Source organism: Skermanella aerolata KACC 11604 (assembly GCF_000936425.1).
Classification (GTDB): Bacteria; Pseudomonadota; Alphaproteobacteria; order Azospirillales; family Azospirillaceae; genus Skermanella; species Skermanella aerolata.
On record NZ_AVFK01000066.1, the window covers coordinates 1 to 20966 of the forward strand.

A 20966-nucleotide genomic window follows, 5' to 3' on the forward strand; every position below is an offset into this window, starting at 1 on the left:
TCCCGCTTCCTCAGCTCTGGAGCGCGCACCTGAACTGATAGATGGCAAGACCGGACCCTACAATGTGGTCGCCCGGTCGATGCTGAACGGTGCCTTGCTGGCGCTGGAAGAAGTTAACGGCGACCCCGATTTTCCGGTAGAACTGGTCCCCGTGGTGGTCGATCCGGGCGGGGAACTCGCCGGATACCATGCTTGCGCTACTGATCTGCTGGCCCGGCAAAACATCCGCCATGTCGTCGGGTGCTATACGTCGTCCAGCCGGAAGGAAGTCATCCCGCTTTTCGAGAAGCATGACGCGCTGCTCTGGTATCCGTCGCACTACGAAGGCTTCGAGAGCGGCGACAACGTCGTCTATACCGGTGCGGCGCCCAACCAGCACATCGTCCCGCTGCTCGATCATCTGCTGAAGCATTGCGGCAGGAATGCATGGTGCATCGGCTCCAATTATATCTGGGCATGGGAAAACAACCGGATACTTCGGCAGGCCGTCGTGGGGCAGGGCGGTTCCATAGCGGCTGAACGCTACTTCGCGGTCGGAGAAACCGATTTTCGGCGCGCGATCGAACAGATCCTGGAAGCCCGCCCCAGCTTCGTCTTCAATACGTTGATCGGGCAGTCGGCCTATCAGTTCCTCCGAGATTTTCGCGCCATGGCGGCCGAGCGGGGCATCGATCAGGCGCGGGAAATACCGGTCGCAAGCTGCTCCCTGTCGGAGCCGGAACTTGAAGCGATCGGCGGTGACGCGGTGGACGGGCATCTCAGCTCCAGCGTCTACTTTTCCTCCATTTCGTCCGCCGCAAACCGCGCTTTCGTCTCGGCCTACCGCCGGCGCTTCCCCGATGGTCCGGCCATGTCGGCGGATGCCGAGGCCTCCTATGTCGCGATGGGCCTGCTGGCCCGAGCGCTGGCCCATGCCGGCACCGACGATATCGGACAGGTCAAATACGCCGTGACGCGACTGCGCCTCCAAGCGCCGCAGGGAGAGGTCTGGATGGACGAGGATACCCTCCACGCTTACCTGACGCCGCGCATCGGGCGATCCAACCGGAACGCCCAGTTCGACATCATCATGGAGGCGGCCCAGCCGGTCCGCCCCGATCCCTATCTGGTCTGGAACTCGTCTCGCTACGATGAAACGGCGCGTCCGGGCCGGAACCTGAAGGCGGTGTCATGACGGCGGCCCGGCTGGTTCAGAACTTCCGCGGCGTGCGGGCGCTGCTGGCGCTGGTCGATGCCGGCGCCGCCGATGCCGTCGCCGGGACCCTGAAGAAGCTGGGCGCCGTCGTCTCGATCACCACGCCCGACCAATTGTCGCCGGATCTGCTGGCCGGCTTCGACGTGTTGCTGCTCGATCTGGACCAGGGCATTCCCGACGGCTGTACCTGGGCGCGGCTGGGACAGACGCCGCCGCTGCCAATCATCGGCATCGTCGGGGTCGAGGCGCCCAGCCAGTTGAAGGCCCTGCTTCAGCTTGGCGTCACGGCGCATCTGCGGAAGCCGGTGCAGGGCGCCAGCGTCTACGCCGCCCTTTATATCGGCCTCAACGAATGGAACCGCCGCCGCCACATCGACGACCGCCTCGCCGCCGCCGAAGGGCGCAAGCGCAGCCGCAGGTTCGTCATCAAGGCGGTGTTGCAGGTCATGAACCAACGCGGCGTCAACGACGACGAAGCGTTCCAGATACTCAGGCGCGAGAGCATGAAGCAACAGCTCAGCGTCGAGGCGTTCTCGGAAGAGATCGTAAGAAAAGCCCTCGAAGAGGGTATCGCGGGAGTGAATGCCGAAAGGGGTTGAGGCTCAACAACTCAAAACATAACAGCAGGTGAGGTTGACATGTCTTCTCCGATCAATAGGAGTTTTCTGGGCGCGTTCTCCATCGCCACCCTGGCTTTGGCATCCACCGCGCTGGCGCAGAGCCCGGTTAAAATCGGCGTCCTGGAAGACCAGTCCGGTGAGTTCGCCGCCGCCACCCTGCCGAAGGTCCACGGCATCGAGTTGGCCACCGAAGAGATCAACAAGGCCGGCGGCATCGCCGGGCGCAAGATCGAGCTGGTCGTCTACGACACCCAGTCCGACAATACCCGCTATCAGGAAATGATGCGCCGCGTGCTCCAGCGCGACAAGGTGGACGTCGTCTTCGCCGGGTTCTCCAGCGCGTCCCGTGAGGCCTACCGGCCGATCGTCAATCAGTTCAACGGCCTTGCCTTCTACAACAACCAGTACGAAGGCGGCGTCTGCGACGCCAACATGATCGTCACCGGCGCAGTGCCGGAACAGCAATTCTCCACCCTGATCCCCTGGATGATGGAGAAGTACGGCAAGAAGGTCTACACGATCGCCGCCGACTACAATTTCGGCCAGATCTCGGCCGAGTGGGTCCGCCAGATCGTCAAGGAGAACGGCGGCGAGATGGTCGGCGAGGAGTTCATCCCGCTCGGCGTTTCCCAGTTCTCCCAAACCATCCAGAACATCCAGAGGGTCAAGCCGGACATCCTGATGACCCTGCTGGTCGGCACGGCTCAGGCCTCGTATTACGAGCAGGCGGCCGCCGCCAACCTCAAGGTCCCGATGGGCAGCTCGGTCAATGTCGGGCAAGGCTACGAGCACAAGCGCTTCACCCCGCCCAGCCTCGCCAACATGCATGTCACGACCAACTACATCGAAGAGGTCGACACGCCGGAGAGCAAGGCTTTCATCAGCAAGTGGCGCGCCAAGTACCCCAACGAGCCCTACATCAACCAGGAAGCCGAGAACTCCTACCACGCGATCTACTTGTACAAGCAGATGGTCGAGCGGGCCGGTTCGACCGACCGGGAGAAGATCCGTGGCGTCATCGCCAAGGGCGATGTCTGCGTCGATGCGCCCGAGGGCAAGGTCTGCATCGATCCCAAGAGCCAGCACGCTTCCCACACGATCTATCTGGCCCAGGTCGGCGCCGATCACTCCATCACCTTCCCCAAGGTATGGAACGACATCAAGCCGTACTGGCTGGGCGATGCTGGCTGCGACCTGACCAAGTCGGACCCGAGCGCCCAATACACCCCCAGCAACCCGCCGCCGAAAGGCTGAGACCGATCCTCTTCCTCTCCCCGTCCTCCATGGGGAGAGGAACCTTCCGTATTCGAGTTCCGGGGATCGTTGACTGATGGAAATACTAAGCGCGCTTTTCGCATTCCTCTATCAGGCGGGGGACGCCTTCGCGTTCCTTGTCCTGGCGGCGTGCGGGCTGGCGATCATCTTCGGCATGATGGGCGTCATCAACCTCGCCCATGGCGAGTTCATCATGTGCGGCGCCTATGTCACCGTCTTCGCCGTCCGGGCTGGCCTGCCGCTGCCGCTCGGCATCGCTTGCGGCACCCTTGCCGCCGGTCTGGTCGGCATCCTGCTTGAACTTCTGGTGGTGCGGCATCTGTATAACCGGCCGCTGGATACCATCGTCGCCACCTGGGGCATCAGCCTGATCGCGACCCAGGGCGTGCTGATCCTGCTGGGATCGACCATGCGCGGCGTGGGCACGCCGCTGTCCAGCTTCACCTTCGGCGACTATTCGTACTCGCAGTACCGGCTGGTGCTGATGGCAGCCGCCGTGGTCGTGCTGGTCCTGCTGTACCTTATCTTCAATAAGACGCGGTTCGGCGTCCATGCCCGCGCCACGATCCAGGTTCCGCATATGGCGGAGGCGCTGGGCGTCAACACGCGCCTGATCTACTGCCTGACCTTCGGCCTCGGTTCGGCGCTCGCCGGCTTGACCGGCGGGCTTTATGCTCCGACCATGACCATGGTGCCGTCGATGGGCGCCACCTTCATCATGGAAGCTTTCGTCACTGTCGTCGTCGGAGGCGCCGACGTGTTCCTCGGCACGGCGCCCGCCGCTGCCGTGCTCGGCGTCATCAAGGCGGCGATGACCTCGTGGCAGGGCCAGTTGGCTGGTCAGATCAGCATGCTGATCGCCGTCATCATCGTGATCCGCGTCCTGCCCAACGGGATCTCCGGCTGGCTGTTGAGGGAGCGCGGCTGATGCTGGCAAAGGCGAACAAGCTTCTCAACGGGCCGCAGACGATAGGCAGGGGGCCTGCGTTCTGGACCGGCTTCGTCATAGTGGTGCTGGCGGCGGCGGCTTATCCGAGCTTCACGGATGGCTGGACCGTCGGCAACACCGTCTATTTCTTCAACTGGATCTTCATGGCGCTGGGCCTCAGCCTGATCTGGGGCTATGGCGGCGCGCTGTCGTTCGGCCAGACGGCGTTCTTCGGGCTGGCGGGCTACGCCTACGGCATCCTGACGCTCAACTACGGCAGCGACTACGGCTTCACGATCCTGGCCGTCGTGATCGCGGTGGCGATATCGGCCGTGTTCGCGGCGGTGCTGGGCTACTTCCTGTTCTTCGGCAGGATCAGCGGCGTCTTCCTCGGCATCGTCACACTGTCGGTGACTTTGGTGTTCGAGCGGTTCATGGCGCAGACAGCCGGGCCGGAATGGCGCATCGGCGACGCCCGGCTGAACGGCTTCAACGGCATGACCGGCATGCCGCCGCTGACCATCCCGTGGTTTGGCGGCGATATCGTGCTGTTCCCCGACGTGCAGCTCTACTACGTCATCTTGGCGCTGCTGGTCGTGGTCTATCTGGGCCTGCGAATTCTCGTGAACTCGCGGTTCGGCAATGTCCTGGTGGCGATCCGCGAGAACCCGGAACGTGCCGAGATGCTGGGCTACGACGTCCGCAAGTACCAGCTCATCGCCTTCATCATCGGCAGTTCCCTTGCGGGTCTAAGCGGCGTCCTCTACACCTCCTGGGGGCAGTACATCACGCCGTCCAGCATGGGCCTGACGGCGGCGGCCCTGCCTGTGGTCTGGGTCGCGGTCGGAGGACGCAGCGACCTGACCGCGACGCTGGTCGGCACCTTCGCCGTCCTCAGCGTCTTCCAGACCCTGACCATCTACGGCAGCCAGTACGCGCTCGTCGTGATGGGAGCGCTGCTGGTAGTCGTCGTGCTGTTCGCCCCCCAAGGGCTGATCCCCGGCATCGCCGGCCTGTCCCGGCGCCTGAGGGGAGCCCGATGACCGCACTCCTTCAAACCATCGACCTGAACAAACGATTTGGCGGGCTTCGCGTCACCAACAATGTGAACTTCGAACTGGACGAAGGGGAGGTCCACTGCTTGATCGGCCCGAACGGCGCCGGCAAGAGCACGCTGTTCCGCCTGTTCCTGGGGGAGCATTCGCCATCCAGCGGGCGCATCCTGTATGCAGGCGAGGACATCACGCACCTCAAGCCGTTCCAACGTATCCGCAAGGGCATCAGCGTCAAGTTCCAGGTGCCCGGCATCTTCGCCGCACTCAGCGTCCGTCAGAACCTGACCATCGCCCTTCAGCACCACCTGGAAGGCGCATCGCTGGACGAGGAGATCGCTCGCCTGCTGGAATTCTTGCGGCTGACCGCCTCGGCCGACATGCAGGCGGCCAGCCTCAGCCATGGTCAGAAGCAATGGCTGGAGATCGGCATGGCGATCAGCCTGAAACCGCGCCTGCTGCTGCTGGACGAGCCGACCGCCGGGATGTCGCCGGACGAGACCTACGAGACCGGCGAGATGGTCCGCGCGCTGAACGCCGACGGCGTCACCGTGCTGGCGGTCGAGCACGACATGGCCTTCGTCCGCCAGATCGCCCAGCGGGTGACGGTGCTCCACTTCGGCCAGATCTTCGCCCAGGGCACGGTGGCGGAGATCACCGCCAACGACGCCGTCGCCGAGATCTACTTTGGACACGTCGATCATGATGACTGACGCGCGCACCAGCGGCTCCCTTCTGGCCATGTCCGGATTGCGCTCCGGTTATGGCGGCAAGCCTGTCCTGCAAGGGGTCGAGTTGACCGTGGAGCAGGGCACCATCGCGGCGGTGATCGGGCGGAACGGCGTCGGCAAGTCGACCCTGATGAAGACGCTGATCGGGCTTCTGCCCGCCATGGACGGGGCGGTGACGTTCGAAGGCCGCGACATCAGCGGCCTGAAACCGCATCAGCGCGCCCATCTCGGCATCGGCTACGTGCCGCAGGGCCGGGAGGTCTTCCCCCGCATGACGGTGGAGGAGAACCTGAAGGTCGGCGAGATGATCCATGGTGCCAAGAAGCCCGCCGACTACGACCGCGTCTACGACTTCTTCCCGATCCTGCGGGAACGGCGGAAGCAGCGGGCCGGCACGATGTCGGGCGGCCAGCAGCAGCAGCTTGCCATCGGCAGGGTTCTGGTCGGCAGCCCGTCGCTGATCCTGCTGGACGAGCCGTCGGAAGGTATCCAGCCCAGCATCGTCCAGGAGATCGCGCGGATCGTGGTCGAACTCAACCGCTCGATGGGCATCACCATCGTGTTCGTCGAGCAGAACCTGGAGATGATCCGGGCCATGGCCCGGCACTGCTACGTCATGGACAAGGGCCGGATCGTCACGGAAGTGGCGCCGGAACAACTGAACGACCGCGAGACGGTGCGCCGTTACCTCGCGGTATGACTTTCGATACTGAGTACAAACCTGCGGAGGAATAAAGAATGTCCTGGCTGGAAACATCCATCATGGCCAAGCGGGGCGTCGCCGGTGGCAAGGAAACGTCGCGCCAGAAGATTACGATCGAGCAGCAAGGCAAGTTCCACTACGTCTATGGCCCCTATGCCGATCCGGTGATCGAGGTCGAGCCCGGCGCCGTGGTCGAAGCGGAAACCCACGACGCTTTCGAGGGCAAGATCAAGTCGGAGACCGACATCCCGTCCGAACTGCTGAACGTCCCCTTCCTGAACCCGCAGACCGGACCGATCTACGTCAAGGGCGCTAAGAAGGGCGATTGCCTTGCCGTCTACATCCACTCGGTCAAGCCGCGCGGACCGCAGCCGGTCGGCACCACCTGTCTTATCAGCGAGTTCGGCGGGCTGGTCGGCACCAAGTCCACGGCGCTGCTCAACAAGCCGCTGCCGGAGAAGGTCAAGAAGGTCAATGTGGACGAGAACGGCGTCTACTGGAGCGACCGCATCACTCTCCCCTACGAACCCTTCATCGGCACCATCGGTGTCTCGCCGGAGATCGAAGCGATCACCTCGCTTCAGCCCGACTACTACGGCGGAAACATGGACCTGCCCGACGTGGCGCCCGGCGCCGTGATCTACCTGCCGGTCCAGCGGGACGGCGCGTTGCTGTATGTCGGCGATTGCCACGCCATCCAGGGTGACGGCGAGCTGTGCGGCGTGGCCCTGGAAATCCCCTCCACCACCACGCTCCAGATCGACCTGATTAAGGACCACAAGATCGCGTGGCCGCAGCTCGAGACGGAAGACATGTTCATGACGATCGGCAGCGCCCGTCCGCTGGAGGACGCCGCCCGCATCGCCTACCGCGAGCTGGTCCGCTGGTCGGCGGCCGAGTGGGACATGGACGAACTCGAGGCGTATATGCTGATCACGCAATGCGCCAAGGTAAGGCTCGGCAACATGGTCGATCCGAAATATACGGTTGGCGCGTCGGTCGCCAAGAAGTACTTCCGCTAAGTCTCAACGGTTCCCGGCGGTGAGCGACACCGTTCTCCGTCGGGACCAGCCACTTCATAGGGGAGGCGTCGAATGGATCTCGGATTGAAGGGCCTGCGAGCCGTCGTCACCGGCGGGACCAAGGGCATCGGCCGCGCCATCGCGGAAACGCTGGCCGCCGAAGGGGCCGACGTGGCGATCTGCGCACGAAATAAGGACGACGTCGAGCAGACGGTCGCCGCGTTGAAGTCCAAAGGGGTCAACGCCACGGGCGGCGCTGTGGATGTCGCCGACGGACCGGCGCTGGCGGCCTGGGTGGCGGATGCCGCGGCAGAGTTCGGCGGCATCGATATCGCCGTCTCCAACGTCAGCGCCCTCGCCATCGGCACCGACGACGAGAGCTGGAAACGCGGCTTCGACATCGACATGATGGGGACGGTCCATCTGGTCAACGCCTGCATGCCGCATCTGGAAAAGAGCAAGGCACCGTCCATCGTGACGATTTCCAGCGTGTCGGGCCGGGAAATCGACTTCGCAGCCGGTCCTTACGGAGCCTTCAAGGCGGCGCTGATCCATTATACTCAGGGCCTCGCGTTTCAGCTTGCTGGCAAGGGCATCCGCGCCAACTCCGTCTCACCGGGAAACACCTATTTCGAAGGCGGCGTCTGGAACCAGATCAAGGACGGCAATCCCGAACTTTACGCTACGGCGCTTGCGCTCAACCCGACCGGACGCATGGGCACGCCGCAGGAGATGGCCAACGCAACCGTCTTCCTCGCCAGCCCGGCCGCCAGCTTCATAACGGGGACCAATCTCGTGGTGGACGGCGCGCTGACCAGGGGGGTGCAGTTCTGAGGGTGGTGATCCAACGGATACGCCCATCAGTTTAATGTCATTTTCCAGAAAAATGTGCAAAAAGAAGGCCGCCTTTTCAGGCGGCCTGAAGTCTAGGGAGGAAACGCCCAAGAAGGCGTATGCGGCATGGTGACCGCACTGCAAGAATGCTTTCGGAGCCGTTTGGTTCAATAAAAAAAGCGCGGAGAGCAATCTCCGCGCTAAATTTTTTAGAGGAGCCCAGCGATAGCCGGGCTCCCAGTCTTTAAGCGTGGCAGTCTAACTAAATTTTTCCGCTGCCAGCCTTTGTAAGTTCGTCGTTCAGCATTTTAACCATGTCAGCATTCGCTGCCGCCGAGTGCTTTTCGATCACCGGCTTGGCCTTCTCGCGCAGCTTGGCGATCTCCTCGGCCGGCAGTTCGGTCACCTGCATGCCAGCCTTCTTCAACTCGGCCAGCGCCTCGTCGCTCTGGCTGCGTGACACCTTGCGCTGGAAATCGCGTGCTTCAGCCGCCGCGTCCTGGATGACCTTCCGCTCGTCCTCGTTCAGCTTGTCCCAAGCCTTCTTGGACATGATCACGATCTGCGGATTGTAGATGTGATTGGTAACCGTCAGGTACTTCTGCACCTCGAACATCTTGGCGGAAACGACGTTGCTGTACGGGTTTTCCTGACCGTCGACCGTGCCGGTCTCCAGCGCGGTGTAAAGCTCCGGATAGGGCATCGGCACCGGGTTGGCGCCGAGCGCCGTGAACAGGTCGATGAAGACCGGCGACTGGAGAACGCGGATCTTCAGCCCCGCGATGTCGTCGGCCTTGGCCACCGGATGTCGGTTGTTGGTCAGGTTGCGGAAACCCAGTTCCCAATATCCTAGACCGATGACACCCTTGGCGGGGAGGGATTCCGCCAGCTTGGTGCCGAACGGACCATCCATGACGGCATCCGCCTGCTGCGGTGTCTGGAACATGAAGGGAAGGTCGACCAGGGAGAAGTCCTTGGACACACCGCTCATCAGGCCGGCGTTCATCACCGACATCTCGACCGTGCCGCCCTGTAGGGCGGAGAGCGTCTGGACGTCTCCGCCCAGCGTTCCACCGGGGAAGAGCTTGATGGTGATCTTGCCGCCGCTCTTCTCCTTCACCAATTCGGCGAACTTCTCCATGCCCTGCACCTGGGGATGGCCCTTCTGGTTCTGCGCCGCGAACTTCAGGGTGTGGCTGTTGATCTCGGCCGCGGCGGGCTGTGCCAGGATCAGCAGGCCCGGAAGGGCCAGGGTTGCGGCGAGCCTGGAGAAGCGGTTCGACATGGTCTGTCTTCCTCCTATGGGAACGTTGTTTTCTTTGGGGTTGCTGCTTAGCGGCCGGAGAAGAAGGCTGCCGGGACGGTGACGAGCGACGGGAACATCACGAGCAGGAACAGCACGAACAACTGGGCCAGCATGAAGGGCCAGACCCCTTTGACGACATCTTCCATGCTGATCTTCGCCACGCCGGCCACGACGTTAAGCACGGTTCCGACTGGCGGCGTGATCAGGCCGATCGCGTTGTTCATGATGAACAGCACGCCGAAATAGACCGGGTCGATACCCGCTTCCCTGATCACCGGCATCAGCACCGGCGTCAGGATCAGGATGGTTGGGGTCATGTCCATCGCGGTGCCGACGATGACGACCAGCACCATGATCGCCAGGAGCAGCAGCGTCGGGCTGTCCATGAGGGGTTCGAGGAGGTCGGTGACCAGGCTCGGCAGATCGGCGACGGTGATCATCCAGGCGGAAACCATCGCGGCGGCCACCAGGAACATGACGACCGAAGTGGTTTTCGCGGCGGTCAGGAAGACGTCGTAGAGATCGCTCAGCTTCAGTTCGCGATAGATCACCGTCGCGACGAACAGCGAGTAGACGGCGGCCACGACGGCGGCTTCGGTCGGGGTGAAGATGCCGAATTTCAGGCCGAAGATGATGATCATCGGCAGCAGAAGCGCCCAGAAGCTCTCGCCCAAGGCCCGGACCATGTCCTGCTTCGATGCGCGGGGCGGCGTAACGAGCTTTTCCTTGCGGACGACCAATGCCCAGGCGACGACCAGCGCCAGGCCGAGCATGATGCCGGGCACGATGCCGGCCAGGAAGAGCTGGGTGATCGAGACGCCGCCGGCGACGCCGAACATGATCATGCCGATGCTGGGCGGAATGACCGGCGCGATGATGCCCGCCGATGCCACCAGACCGCCGGAGCGCGCCTTGTCGTGGCCTGCTTGCACCATCATCGGAACCAGCAAGGCGGACAGCGCCGCCGCGTCGGCGACCGCCGATCCGGACAGGCTGGCCAGGATGACGGCCGCCAGAATGGCGACGTAGCCAAGCCCGCCTCGGACGTGACCGACCAGGGTCATCGCAAGCTTGACGATGCGCTTGGACAGGCCGCCGACGTTCATGATCTCGCCGGCCAGCATGAAGAAGGGCACTGCCATCAGCGGGAAGCTGTCGGCGCCGTTGATCACGTTCTGCGCCACGATCTGGGCGTCGAACAGATCCATGTTGTACATCAGCGCCACGCCGCAGATCAGCAGCGCGAAGGCGATCGGCATGCCGAGCGCCATGGACCCCAGCAGGGAGCCCAGGAAAATCGTAATCACCATTTCCGGTGTCCCTTACTTCTTGGCTGCGGTCGCGGTGAGTGGCTGAGGCTGACCGTGATGTTCGATCATCTCTTCAAGCTCTTCGAGTTCTTCGGAATCGCGGACCATGACCAGATCGGCGTCGGTGGCCTTTCCGGTGGCGACGAGATAGAGGTTGTAGGCGAGGATCGCCAGGGCCGAGACGCCGAAGACGACGCCGACACCGTAGAACAGGCCCATCGAGAACCCGGTCGCCGGAGCGGCGACGTCGATGTTGATAAGTGTCTGCGACCAGCTGCCGTCGAGCATCAGCCAGGACACGTAGATCATCAGCAGGTGGCTGACGACCAGGCAGATCTTCTTGCCGACGCTGGGCAGGCGGCGCACCAGCATGTCGACGCCGAGATGGCCATGTTCCCGCAGGGCCACGATGGCGCCCAGGAACGTCAGCCAGACGAACAGCAGGCGGGAGATCTCCTCCGACGCGGTGATGCCCATGTTGAAGCCGTACCGCAACACGACGTTGCCGAAGACCAGAACCACCATCGTCGCCAAACAAAGTGTGATGATGATCTTCAGCAACGTGAAATAGCCGTCGACTATTTTGTTCATTGTCCCCTCCCTCCGAATTCGGAACTTGCCGGCTGGCCGGCGTCTGCACGGCCCTCTATAGGGCGTGAATACCAGCCTATACAGCCCAGTCTACATTGATAGGAAGTGTCTGCGCATGCGTTCCGCATCCGGCTCGATGCCGGTAATAAGCTGAAACGCTCCGACCGCCTGGAACACCGCCATCCCACCGCCGTCCAGCGTCCGGCAGCCAAGGCCGCGGGCGACTCTTAGAAGCTCGGTCTCCAGCGGGAAATAGACGATTTCGGCTACCCAAAGCGCTGGATGCAGCATCTCCGCCGGCAGGGGCATGCCGGGAAGCTTGGCCATGCCGGTCGGCGTGCAGTGGATCAGCCCGTCGGCCTCGGCGACCGAACTTGCAAGGTCGGTCCCGGCAACGGCCCGGCCCTCGCCGAAACGCGCCGACAAGTCGGCGGCCAACCCGGCGGCCCGGGCGCTGTCCATGTCGAAGATCGCAAGCTGGCCGACGCCAAGGTTTAGCGCCGCATGGGCGACGGCGGCGCCGGCTCCGCCTGCGCCCAACTGCACGGCCCGGTCGCGCTTGACGTCAGGCAATCCTCGCTTGAAGCCCTCGGCGAAACCCCACCAGTCGGTGTTGTGGCCATAGCTTCGGCCGTCCTTGAAGACGACGGTATTGACGGCGCCCAATTGGCTGGCATCGTCGGACAGCTCGTCCAGCAGGGGAATGATCGCCTGCTTGCAGGGATAGGTGATGTTGAGGCCGTTGAAGCCCATCCGCTGCGCGGCGGTCAGCAACTCGGGCAGGGCCTCGACGCCAAGTCCCAGCTTGTCGATGTCGATGATCCTGTAGACGTAGCGGACGCCCTGCTCGGCACCTTCGCGTTCATGCATCGACGGCGTGCGGGACGCCTGTATGCCGGACCCGATCAGACCGGCCAGGAAGGCCGGTTGGCTCGACGTATCTGTCATGACGTTCACGCTCCCAACCGCTTGGCGAGGTGCTGAAGGGCTAGCGGATAGCCGTGGGTCCCGAAGCCGCAGATCACCCCGGCCGCGACGCTGGAGACGTAGGAGTGATGCCGGAACTCCTCGCGCCGATGGATGTTTGAGATATGAACTTCCAGGATGGGGCAGGTGCAGGCGGCCAGAGCGTCCATCACGGCGACCGACGTATGGGACCAGCCGGCGGGATTGATCACGATGGCATCGGCGGTTTCGCGCGCCTCGTGGATCCAGTCGATCAACTGGAACTCGGCGTTGGTCTGCCGGAATTCGATGGTGAAGCCGAACTCGTTTCCAACCCGGCGGCATTCGGCTTCCACGTCGGCAAGGGTTTCGCCTCCGTAGATCTCCGGCTGGCGCTTGCCGAGCAGGTTCAGATTGGGTCCGTTGAGGACGAATATGGTGTGTGCCATTGAAGTGCTCCAGGCTGAGCAGCATGGGCTTAGCGCTACGGCACGCCGGAGAATTGTCCCGGCTGACTGTTGGCCGTCGCGGCTAGATGGTCCTCCCAAACCGCCTGTTTTTTTTCTTGCGACAAAATGAACGGACTGGTACGTTCGTGTCAAGCAGAAATGTACGAACTGGTACGTTCATAAAAATCGGGTAGGCGGCAGTCTCCATAGAGAGGTGCTGGAAGCCCTGATCGCGGAGGAGGAAACGATGGTCGAAGAACCGTCACGCGTGTTCGGGCGAACACGAGGCCGACGCAGCGTCATTTTCCATGCAGTCAAAACAGCGGCTTCCGATCTTCTATAGATTGGAAAACACAGTCATTCCGACCGCTCGCCCGTGATGAGCGTTGGAAACCCGTCCCCGGACCCCTTCCAGACCAGCGACGCAAGTGGATTTGACGACTATGACCGAACAGCATTTCTCCTTCGCCAAGTCGATCGCCACCGTATCCCTCAGCGGCACCTTGCCGGAGAAGTTGGAGGCGGCAGCCGCCGTCGGGTTCGATGGGGTGGAAATCTTTGAAAACGACCTGCTGACCTATGACGGGTCGCCGGCCGACATCAGGCGGATCGCCGAAGGGCTGGGTCTGGCGATCACCATCTTCCAACCCTTCCGCGATTTCGAGGCTATGCCCGAGAATATCCGCGTACGCAACCTCGATCGTGCCGAGCGCAAGTTCGACATCATGCAGGCGCTCGGCACCGATCTGGTCCTTGTGTGCAGCAACGTTCAGCCCAGCGCCATCGACGACGATATCAGGGCGGCGGCCGATCTGGCGGAAATGGCGGAACGGGCATCGCGGCGCGGCCTGCGCGTCGGGTACGAGGCGCTGGCCTGGGGCAGGCACGTCAACACCTGGAAACACGCCTGGGACATCGTCCAGAAGGCTGACCATCCGGCCCTTGGCCTGATCGTGGACAGCTTCCACACGCTGTCGATCAACGACGATCCCGCAGGTATCGCCGACGTGCCCGGCGACCGGATCTTCTTCGTCCAGTTGGCCGACGCGCCGCTGATGAAGATGGACGTGCTGTCCTGGAGCCGTCATTTCCGCAATTTCCCTGGACAAGGCGAGTTGCCGGTCGACGACTTCCTGCGCGCCGTCCTGGCGAGCGGATACCGGGGACCGCTGTCGCTGGAGATTTTCAACGACGATTTCCGGACGGCCCCGGCGCGCCAGACCGCACGCGACGGCCTGCGCTCGCTGATCCTGTCGGAAGCGAAGGCCGGCTACGGCAAGGGCCTGCCGGAGCCGCCGGCCTTCGACGGCTTCGAGTTTCTCGAATTCGCGGTGGACGAGCAGGCGAAGGAGGATCTGGCGGCTTTCCTCGGCAGCTTGGGCTTCCGGCATGCCGGGCGGCACCGCTCCAAATCGGTCGAACTGTACCGTCAGGGACGCGTCAATCTGGTCCTCAACAGCGAACCGGACAGCGCCGCGTCCGAACATTTCCAGATGCACGGCCCTTCGGTCTGCGCCATGGCGCTGCGGGTGGACGATGCCGACAAGGCGGTGGACCGGGCCGAAGCCTTGCTCTACGGGACATGGCGCGAACGGATCGGGGAGGGCGAACGCCGTATTCAGTCGGTCCGGGCGCCCGACGGCACGCTGGTCTATCTGGTCCAGCCCGACCAGTCCGGCCACAGCATCTGGGAAGACGACTTCACGCTGTTTCCCGAAACGGAAGAAAGCGGCCTGACCTGCATCGACCACGTGGCGCAGGCGCTGCCGTTCGGCCGCATGGACAGCTTCATCCTGTTTTATCGGGGAGTCTTCGGCTTCGTGCTGGAGCAGCTATGGGAGCTTCCAGACCCCTACGGCCTGATCCAGAGCCGCGCCATCGTCAGCCCCGACCGGAGCGTCCGCCTGCCGCTGAACTTCTCCGAAAGCCGCAAGACCGCGACCGGCCGGTTCGTTTCCGCGACAGCCGGAGCCGGCGTCCATCACATCGCCTTCGCCACCGACACGATCGAGAAGACCTTAACGTCGCTGACCAAGGCGGACGCGCCGATGCTGCCGGTGCCGGCCAACTACTACGACGACCTTGCCGCCCGGCTCGGTCTGGACGACGATGTTTTGAGCGATCTCCAGCGTTTCGGCTTGCTGTTCGACCGGGACGACCAAGGCGAATTCAGCCACGCCTACACCGAGACCTTCGAAGAGCGCTTCTTCTTTGAGATCGTCCAGCGCCGAGGCGGTTACCAGCAGTTCGGCGCGGTCAACGCCGCCGTCCGCATGGCAATGCAGACGCGCCTGCGCGAGCAGACGCAGATCGAAGATTTTCTGTCCTGAACCAAGACTTACGCCAACCAGAACCGACGTCCAAAAAAACGAAAGGGAGAGACATGGCCAGACCCGTCGTCATCGCCGTTGCCATCACAGGTTCGGTACCGCGCAAGAAAGACAATCCCGCATTGCCGGTGACCCCGGCGGAGCAGATCGAGTCCACGCACGAGGCTTTCGAGGCCGGCGCGTCCCTCGTTCACATCCACGTCCGCAACCCGGACGAGTCCTCGTCCTCCGACCCCAAGCTGTTCGCTCAGGTCCAGGAAGGCATCAACAAGCATTGCCCCGGCATGATCGTCCAGTTCTCGACCGGAGGACGCGGACGTGATCAGGCGGCGCGCGGCAGCTCCCTCTACCTGAAGCCTGAGATGGCCTCGCTCTCGACCGGCTCGGTAAACTTTCCGACCATCGTCTACGAGAACGCGCCCGCCCTCGTCTGGGACTTGGCGAGCAAGATGAAGGAGAACGACATCCGGCCGGAGATCGAGATCTTCGACCTGTCGCACATCCACGCCGCCAAACGTCTGATCGACGAAGGCTTGATGCACAGCCGGCCCCACGTGCAGTTCGTCATGGGCGTCAAGAACGCCATGCCCGCCGACGAACACCTGCTGGACATCCTGCTGGCCGAACTGAAGCGCGTCATTCCGGCTGCGACCTGGACGGCTGCCGGCATCGGCCGGTTCCAGAGCGAAGTGATGCGCTGGGTCCTGGAGCGTGGCGCCGACGGTGTGCGCACCGGGCTGGAAGACAACATCCGCGTCACCAAGGACCGGCTGGCGTCCGGCAATGCCGAGCTGGTGAAGATCGCCGCCGACCTGTGCGCCAAGTACGACGCGCGGCCCGCGACGGTGGCGGAAGCCCGCGAGGCCCTGGCGATCCGCACGGCCTGACCCCATGAACAGCCAGTTGTTCACCCCGCTCTTCGCCTCCCACGAGGCGGCGCGCCTGTTCGACGATAACGCGCGGTTACAGGGGATGCTCGACTTCGAAGCGGCGCTCGCCCGCGCCGAAGCGAAGACCGGAGTGATCCCTGCGGCAGCGGTCAGGACGATCGAGGGGCGGTGCCGGGCCGACTTGTTCGACATCGGCGAACTTGCGGAAGCCACGGCGAAAGCCGGCAACCCCGCCATCCCGATGGTCAAGCGCCTGACTGCCCTGGTAGCGGAAACGGACAAGGATGCCGCCCGCTTCGTCCACTGGGGCGCCACCAGCCAGGACGCCATGGACACCGGCCTCGTGCTGCAAATCAGGGCGGCACTGGAGGTGATCGAGGGCGACCTTGACCGGCTCGCGGCCGGCCTCGCCGGCCTTGCCTCCGCGCACCGGCTGACGCCGATGGTAGGCCGGACCTGGATGCAGCACGCTCTCCCCGTCACCTTCGGCCTCAAGGTCGCGGGCTGGCTGGACGCGGTGAATCGCCACCGGGAGCGGCTTTGCGAACTGAAGCCCAGGCTGCTGACCCTCCAGTTCGGCGGGGCCGCTGGCACGCTGGCGGCGCTGGGTGAACAGGGGCTGACAGTCGCTTCGGCTCTAGCCGACGACCTGGGGCTGACGCTGCCGAATACCCCGTGGCACGCCCACCGCGACCGCGTGGTGGAGTTCGGCGCATGGCTCGCCCTGCTGGCCGGCACGCTGGGCAAGATCGCCCGCGATGTGTCGCTGCTGATGCAGACCGATGTCGGCGAAGTGTTCGAGCCGGCGGGGGCGGGGAAGGGCGGTTCCTCGACCATGCCGCACAAGCGCAACCCCGTCACGGCGGCATCGGTCATGGCGGCTGCCACCCGCGCCCCCGGTCTGGTCGCGACCCTGTTCGCCGCGATGCCGCAGGAGCACGAGCGGGGACTTGGCAACTGGCACGCCGAGTGGGTGGCGCTGCCGGAACTGACGATGCTGACGATGGGCGCACTCCGTCAGGTCGCCGACATGGTGCCGGACCTGGAAGTCGATACCGCCAGGATGCGCGCCAACCTGGAGGTGACCCACGGCCTGATCATGGCGGAACGGGTCATGATGGCGCTGGGCGCCAAGCTCGGCCGCCTCCACGCCCATGAACTGGTCGAACACGCGACGAAGACGGCGGTGTCCGAAGGACGGCATCTCCGCGACGTCCTGGGCGAGGACAAGGCCATCACGGCGGAACTCGGCGCCGATGAACTGGACCGGCTGTTCGACCCGCTGGGCTATGTCGGGCAGGCTGCCGCTTTCGTGGATCGCGTGACCGGCTGACCATAAGCGCCGGCAACCTGCTGAAGAACGAGGGAGAAAGCAACCCATGCGCCACATCACCACCGGGGATGGCACCCGGATATTCTACCAGTTCGACGGGGAGGAAGGACGTCCCGTCCTGCTCCTGTCCAACTCGCTCGGGACCACGCTCGAGATGTGGGACCCCCAGATCCCGGATCTTGCCAGCCATTATCGCGTGCTGCGCTACGACAGCCGGGGGCATGGCCGCTCCGACGCTCCGGAAGGTCCTTATGAGATCGCGCGGCTCGGTCGCGACGCCGTCGACCTGCTCGACGCGCTGAACATCGAGACGGTGCGCTTCTGCGGTTTGTCGAAGGGCGGCATGGTCGGCATGTGGCTCGGCATCCATGAACCGGACCGCGTCGAGCGGCTGGTTCTCGCCAATACCTCCGCCTATATCGGCGCGCCCGAGGTCTGGAACGCCCGGATCGAAACCGTCAAGCGCGACGGCATGGCGGCGATCGTTCCGGGCGTGATCGAGCGCTGGTTCACTCCCCGCTTCCAGAAGGCCGATCCGGCGGCGGTCGACCGCATAGCGTCGATGCTGCGCGGAATTGCGCCACAGGGTTACGTCGCCTGCTGCGCCGCCGTCCGCGACATGGACCAGCGGGCGCAAATCGCTGCGATCTCGGCCCCGACGCTGGTGATCTCTGGCACCCATGATGGCGCGACGCCGCCGGCCCACGCCCAATTGATCGCCGGCGAGATCGCAGGTGCCGCGCTGGTCGATCTGGACGCCGCACACCTGTCCAATATCGAGCAGGCCGACCTGTTCACCCGTAATCTCGTCGGCTTCCTCACCATGGGAGAGATATCCAATGGATGAACGTGATCGTTACGACGCGGGCATGAAGGTCCGCCGCGCCGTCCTGGGCGACGCTCATGTCGACCGTTCGCTGACTAGGCGGACCCCGTTCAACGAGGAGTTCCAGGACCTCATCACCCGCTACGCCTGGGGCGAGATCTGGACCCGGCCGGGGCTGGAGCGGCACACCCGAAGCTGCATGACCCTGTGCATGATGGTGGCGCTGGGTCATTGGGAAGAGTTCGCGATGCATGTGCGCGCGGCCTTCAACAACGGCCTGACGCGAGACGACATCAAGGAAGTGCTGCTTCAGGCCGGCGTCTATTGCGGCGTTCCGGCAGCCAACCATGGCTTCCAGATCGCTCAGGAAGTCTTCGACCAGATGGAAAAGTGAAAAACGGGGGAGGAATGCATGAAGCCGAACACCGAATACACCAGGCGCGACTGGGACAGCCATCCGCCCTATATTGTGCCCGACTACAAATCGACCCTGCTGCGCGGCCCGAAGAAGCCGTTGATCCCGATCCCGCACAGCCTGTCGGAACTGACCGGCCCGGTCTTCGGTCATGACAAGGTCGGCCCGCTCGACCACGACCTGACCAAGAACGGTGTCCAGAACGGCGACCCGCTGGGTGAACGCATCATCGTCACCGGCAGGGTGCTGGACGAAGCCGGCCGCCCGGTTCCGCATACCCTTGTCGAGTTGTGGCAGGCCAATGCCGCCGGCCGCTACGTCCATCGCTGGGACCAGCACAACGCGCCGCTCGATCCCAACTTCTTCGGCGGCGGCAGGACCGTGACCGATGCCGAAGGCCGCTACCGCTTCATCACGATCAAGCCGGGCGCTTATCCCTGGGGCAACCATCACAATGCATGGCGGCCCAACCACATCCATTTCTCGCTGTTCGGACCGAGCTTCGTCACCCGTCTGGTGACGCAGATGTATTTCCCCGGCGATCCGCTGCTGGAATACGACCCGATCTACCAGGGCATCCCCGAGGTTTCCCGCAGCCGCTTGATCTCCCGCTTCTCGCTCGACGTGACCGAGCCGATGCAGGCGCTTGGCTACGAGTTCGACATCGTGCTGCGCGGCCCGCGCGCGACCCCCGTGGACGAGGATTGATCGCCATGCCCAAGCAGACTCCCTCGCAGACGGTTGGTCCCTATTTCGCCTATGGCCTGACGCCGCAACCCTATGGCCGGCCCGGTATCGCCGACGGCCGCATCGTCAACGAAACGGTCCCCGGTGAGCGGATCATCGTGACCGGGCGAGTGATCGACGGGGCAGGCAAGCCCGTGATCGACAGCATGATCGAGATCTGGCAGGCGGACGCCCAGGGCCGCTACGCCCATCCGGCGGACGGCAGGGAAGCCGACTTCCACGGCTTCGGCCGGACCGGCACTGATGAGACCGGGACTTTCCGGATCGAGACTGTGAAACCCGGCAGTGTCACGGGATCGGATGCAAGGCCGCAGGCGCCGCACCTGAACGTCACCGTATTCGCCCGCGGCATGCCGAACCATGCCTATACGCGCATCTATTTCAGCGACGAATCAGCCGCCAACGAGTCCGACGCCGTACTGGGACTTGTCGATGCCGGCCGGCGCGGCACATTGATCGCCGCAAGGCAAGAGACGGCGGGCGGTCCGGTCTACCGCTTCGACATCAATCTTCAGGGCGACGCCGAAACGGTCTTCTTCGATCCCTGACGGCACGGTCGTGACGGCAGTTCTCCGCGGGCGTTTTCCGCCCTGTGACATCATGCACACTTCATCGGCCTGCATGAGGTACACTAACTGGTTCGTTCAAGGATCGCACCGATGCGCTTCAGAGGCATCGATTCTGGTGGAATGCGGGAAGTGGAAACGATGCTGACTGAAGACACCATGCTCAAGGAAAAGTCCCCGGCGCCGACTCGCCGGAACGATCCTGAGCGTACCAAGCAGGATATTCTTGCGATAGCGACGAAGGAATTCGCGGATCACGGCCTGACCGGCGCGCGGGTGGACGCCATCGCCGCCCGCACCCGGACGACCAAGCGCGCGATATACTATTACTTCGGCAGCAAGGAGGGCCTGTACGTCGCCGTCCTGGAGAAAGCCTATGGCGACATCCGGCGGGTCGAAGCCGACATGCATCTGGAGGACTTGGAACCGGAAGCCGCGATCCGCAAGCTGATCGACTTCACGATCACCTACCACGAGGAAAACCCCGACTTCTCCCGCCTCGTCAGCATCGAGAACATTCACCGAGCCGAGTACCTGTCGGCATCGCAGTCGATCCAGAACCTGAACGTCGCAATAATCAAGATCATCGGCGACATCGTCAGGCGGGGCCGGGAGCAGGGGGTCTTTCGCCTGGATGCGGATCCGGTCGATCTGCACATGCTGATCAGTTCGTTCTGCTTCTTCCGCGTTTCCAACCGTTACACCTTCGGAGCGATATTCCAGCAGGATTTCTCCGAGCCGGGATACCTGGAAAAGCATAAGCGGATGATCGGCGACGCCGTGCTGAGCTGGCTGAAGGGATGCTGACGGGGGCGCGGCCGGAAGATTGAGTTGTATGGACAGTGTTTGTTGGGTTCTTCGTTCTTTTGTGTGCACGTCTCATGGTTGAGTGAATGTA

Annotated in this window: 22 protein-coding genes; 17 read left to right on the forward strand and 5 right to left on the reverse strand. The window is 63.5% G+C overall.

Going from position 1 to position 20966, the window contains the following annotated elements:
* The 9 genes from N826_RS35460 to N826_RS35500 form a co-directional block, all read left to right on the forward strand.
* Positions 1-1174: transporter substrate-binding domain-containing protein (locus tag N826_RS35460; RefSeq protein WP_211099468.1), on the forward strand; the 1174-nt coding region annotated here is incomplete at its 5' end.
* A complete protein-coding gene (locus tag N826_RS35465) occupies positions 1171-1794 on the forward strand; it encodes an ANTAR domain-containing response regulator (RefSeq protein WP_044436951.1) in 624 nt (207 codons plus the stop codon). The genes N826_RS35460 and N826_RS35465, both read left to right, overlap by 4 nt.
* Positions 1795-1833: 39 nt before the next feature.
* A complete protein-coding gene (locus tag N826_RS35470) occupies positions 1834-3069 on the forward strand; it encodes an urea ABC transporter substrate-binding protein (RefSeq protein ID WP_044436952.1) in 1236 nt (411 codons plus the stop codon).
* A gap of 76 nt (positions 3070-3145) precedes the next feature.
* Positions 3146-4018, forward strand: a complete 873-nt coding sequence (locus N826_RS35475; RefSeq protein WP_044436954.1) for an ABC transporter permease subunit — start codon at positions 3146-3148, stop codon at positions 4016-4018.
* Positions 4018-5061 carry a branched-chain amino acid ABC transporter permease gene (locus N826_RS35480; protein WP_044436956.1) on the forward strand — a complete coding sequence of 348 codons (1044 nt, stop codon included), beginning with the start codon at positions 4018-4020 and terminating at the stop codon, positions 5059-5061. Before N826_RS35475 ends, N826_RS35480 begins: the two co-directional genes overlap by 1 nt.
* Complete coding sequence (locus N826_RS35485) at positions 5058-5783, forward strand: ABC transporter ATP-binding protein (protein ID WP_044436958.1); 726 nt, start codon at positions 5058-5060, stop codon at positions 5781-5783. Before N826_RS35480 ends, N826_RS35485 begins: the two co-directional genes overlap by 4 nt.
* A complete protein-coding gene (urtE, locus tag N826_RS35490) occupies positions 5773-6501 on the forward strand; it encodes an urea ABC transporter ATP-binding subunit UrtE (RefSeq protein ID WP_211099469.1) in 729 nt (242 codons plus the stop codon). Before N826_RS35485 ends, urtE begins: the two co-directional genes overlap by 11 nt.
* A 38-nt stretch (positions 6502-6539) precedes the next feature.
* Positions 6540-7526, forward strand: a complete 987-nt coding sequence (locus tag N826_RS35495) for an acetamidase/formamidase family protein (protein ID WP_044436960.1) — start codon at positions 6540-6542, stop codon at positions 7524-7526.
* A gap of 72 nt (positions 7527-7598) precedes the next feature.
* A complete protein-coding gene (locus tag N826_RS35500) occupies positions 7599-8360 on the forward strand; it encodes an SDR family NAD(P)-dependent oxidoreductase (RefSeq protein ID WP_044436962.1) in 762 nt (253 codons plus the stop codon).
* Between the two features lie 262 nt (positions 8361-8622).
* On the opposite strand, the gene N826_RS35505 is transcribed toward N826_RS35500, so the two are convergent.
* From N826_RS35505 to aroQ, 5 genes are all read right to left on the reverse strand, one after another.
* A complete protein-coding gene (locus tag N826_RS35505; RefSeq protein ID WP_044436964.1) occupies positions 8623-9645 on the reverse strand; it encodes a TRAP transporter substrate-binding protein in 1023 nt (340 codons plus the stop codon).
* A 47-nt stretch (positions 9646-9692) separates the two neighbouring features.
* Positions 9693-10976: a TRAP transporter large permease subunit gene (locus tag N826_RS35510; protein WP_044436966.1), complete on the reverse strand. Its 1284-nt coding sequence runs from the start codon at positions 10974-10976 to the stop codon at positions 9693-9695.
* A gap of 12 nt (positions 10977-10988) precedes the next feature.
* On the reverse strand, positions 10989-11567 hold the full coding sequence (locus N826_RS35515) for a TRAP transporter small permease (RefSeq protein ID WP_044436968.1): 579 nt from the start codon (positions 11565-11567) through the stop codon (positions 10989-10991).
* A gap of 90 nt (positions 11568-11657) precedes the next feature.
* On the reverse strand, positions 11658-12515 hold the full coding sequence (locus N826_RS35520) for a shikimate dehydrogenase (protein ID WP_044436970.1): 858 nt from the start codon (positions 12513-12515) through the stop codon (positions 11658-11660).
* Between the two features lie 5 nt (positions 12516-12520).
* Complete coding sequence (aroQ, locus tag N826_RS35525; RefSeq protein ID WP_044436972.1) at positions 12521-12961, reverse strand: type II 3-dehydroquinate dehydratase; 441 nt, start codon at positions 12959-12961, stop codon at positions 12521-12523.
* A gap of 443 nt (positions 12962-13404) precedes the next feature.
* Between aroQ and N826_RS35530 the strand changes: the two genes are divergently transcribed.
* From N826_RS35530 to N826_RS35565, 8 genes are all read left to right on the forward strand, one after another.
* Entirely contained in the window at positions 13405-15291 is a 1887-nt protein-coding gene (locus N826_RS35530) for a bifunctional sugar phosphate isomerase/epimerase/4-hydroxyphenylpyruvate dioxygenase family protein (protein WP_044436974.1), read from the forward strand.
* 53 nt (positions 15292-15344) lie between these two features.
* Entirely contained in the window at positions 15345-16178 is an 834-nt protein-coding gene (locus N826_RS35535) for a 3-oxoadipate:acetyl-CoA acetyltransferase (RefSeq protein WP_044436976.1), read from the forward strand.
* 4 nt (positions 16179-16182) lie between these two features.
* Complete coding sequence (locus N826_RS35540) at positions 16183-17514, forward strand: 3-carboxy-cis,cis-muconate cycloisomerase (RefSeq protein ID WP_044436978.1); 1332 nt, start codon at positions 16183-16185, stop codon at positions 17512-17514.
* 46 nt (positions 17515-17560) lie between these two features.
* A complete protein-coding gene (gene pcaD / locus N826_RS35545) occupies positions 17561-18361 on the forward strand; it encodes a 3-oxoadipate enol-lactonase (protein ID WP_044436980.1) in 801 nt (266 codons plus the stop codon).
* On the forward strand, positions 18354-18734 hold the full coding sequence (gene pcaC / locus N826_RS35550; protein ID WP_044436982.1) for a 4-carboxymuconolactone decarboxylase: 381 nt from the start codon (positions 18354-18356) through the stop codon (positions 18732-18734). The genes pcaD and pcaC overlap by 8 nt, the downstream gene beginning before the upstream one ends.
* An 18-nt stretch (positions 18735-18752) precedes the next feature.
* A complete protein-coding gene (gene pcaH, locus N826_RS35555) occupies positions 18753-19463 on the forward strand; it encodes a protocatechuate 3,4-dioxygenase subunit beta (RefSeq protein WP_044436984.1) in 711 nt (236 codons plus the stop codon).
* A gap of 5 nt (positions 19464-19468) precedes the next feature.
* The gene (gene pcaG / locus N826_RS35560) at positions 19469-20050 is read left to right on the forward strand and encodes a protocatechuate 3,4-dioxygenase subunit alpha (protein ID WP_044436986.1); all 582 of its coding nucleotides are present in this window, start codon (positions 19469-19471) and stop codon (positions 20048-20050) included.
* Between the two features lie 159 nt (positions 20051-20209).
* A complete protein-coding gene (locus N826_RS35565) occupies positions 20210-20875 on the forward strand; it encodes a TetR/AcrR family transcriptional regulator (protein ID WP_084721477.1) in 666 nt (221 codons plus the stop codon).
* Positions 20876-20966: the final 91 nt, after the last annotated feature.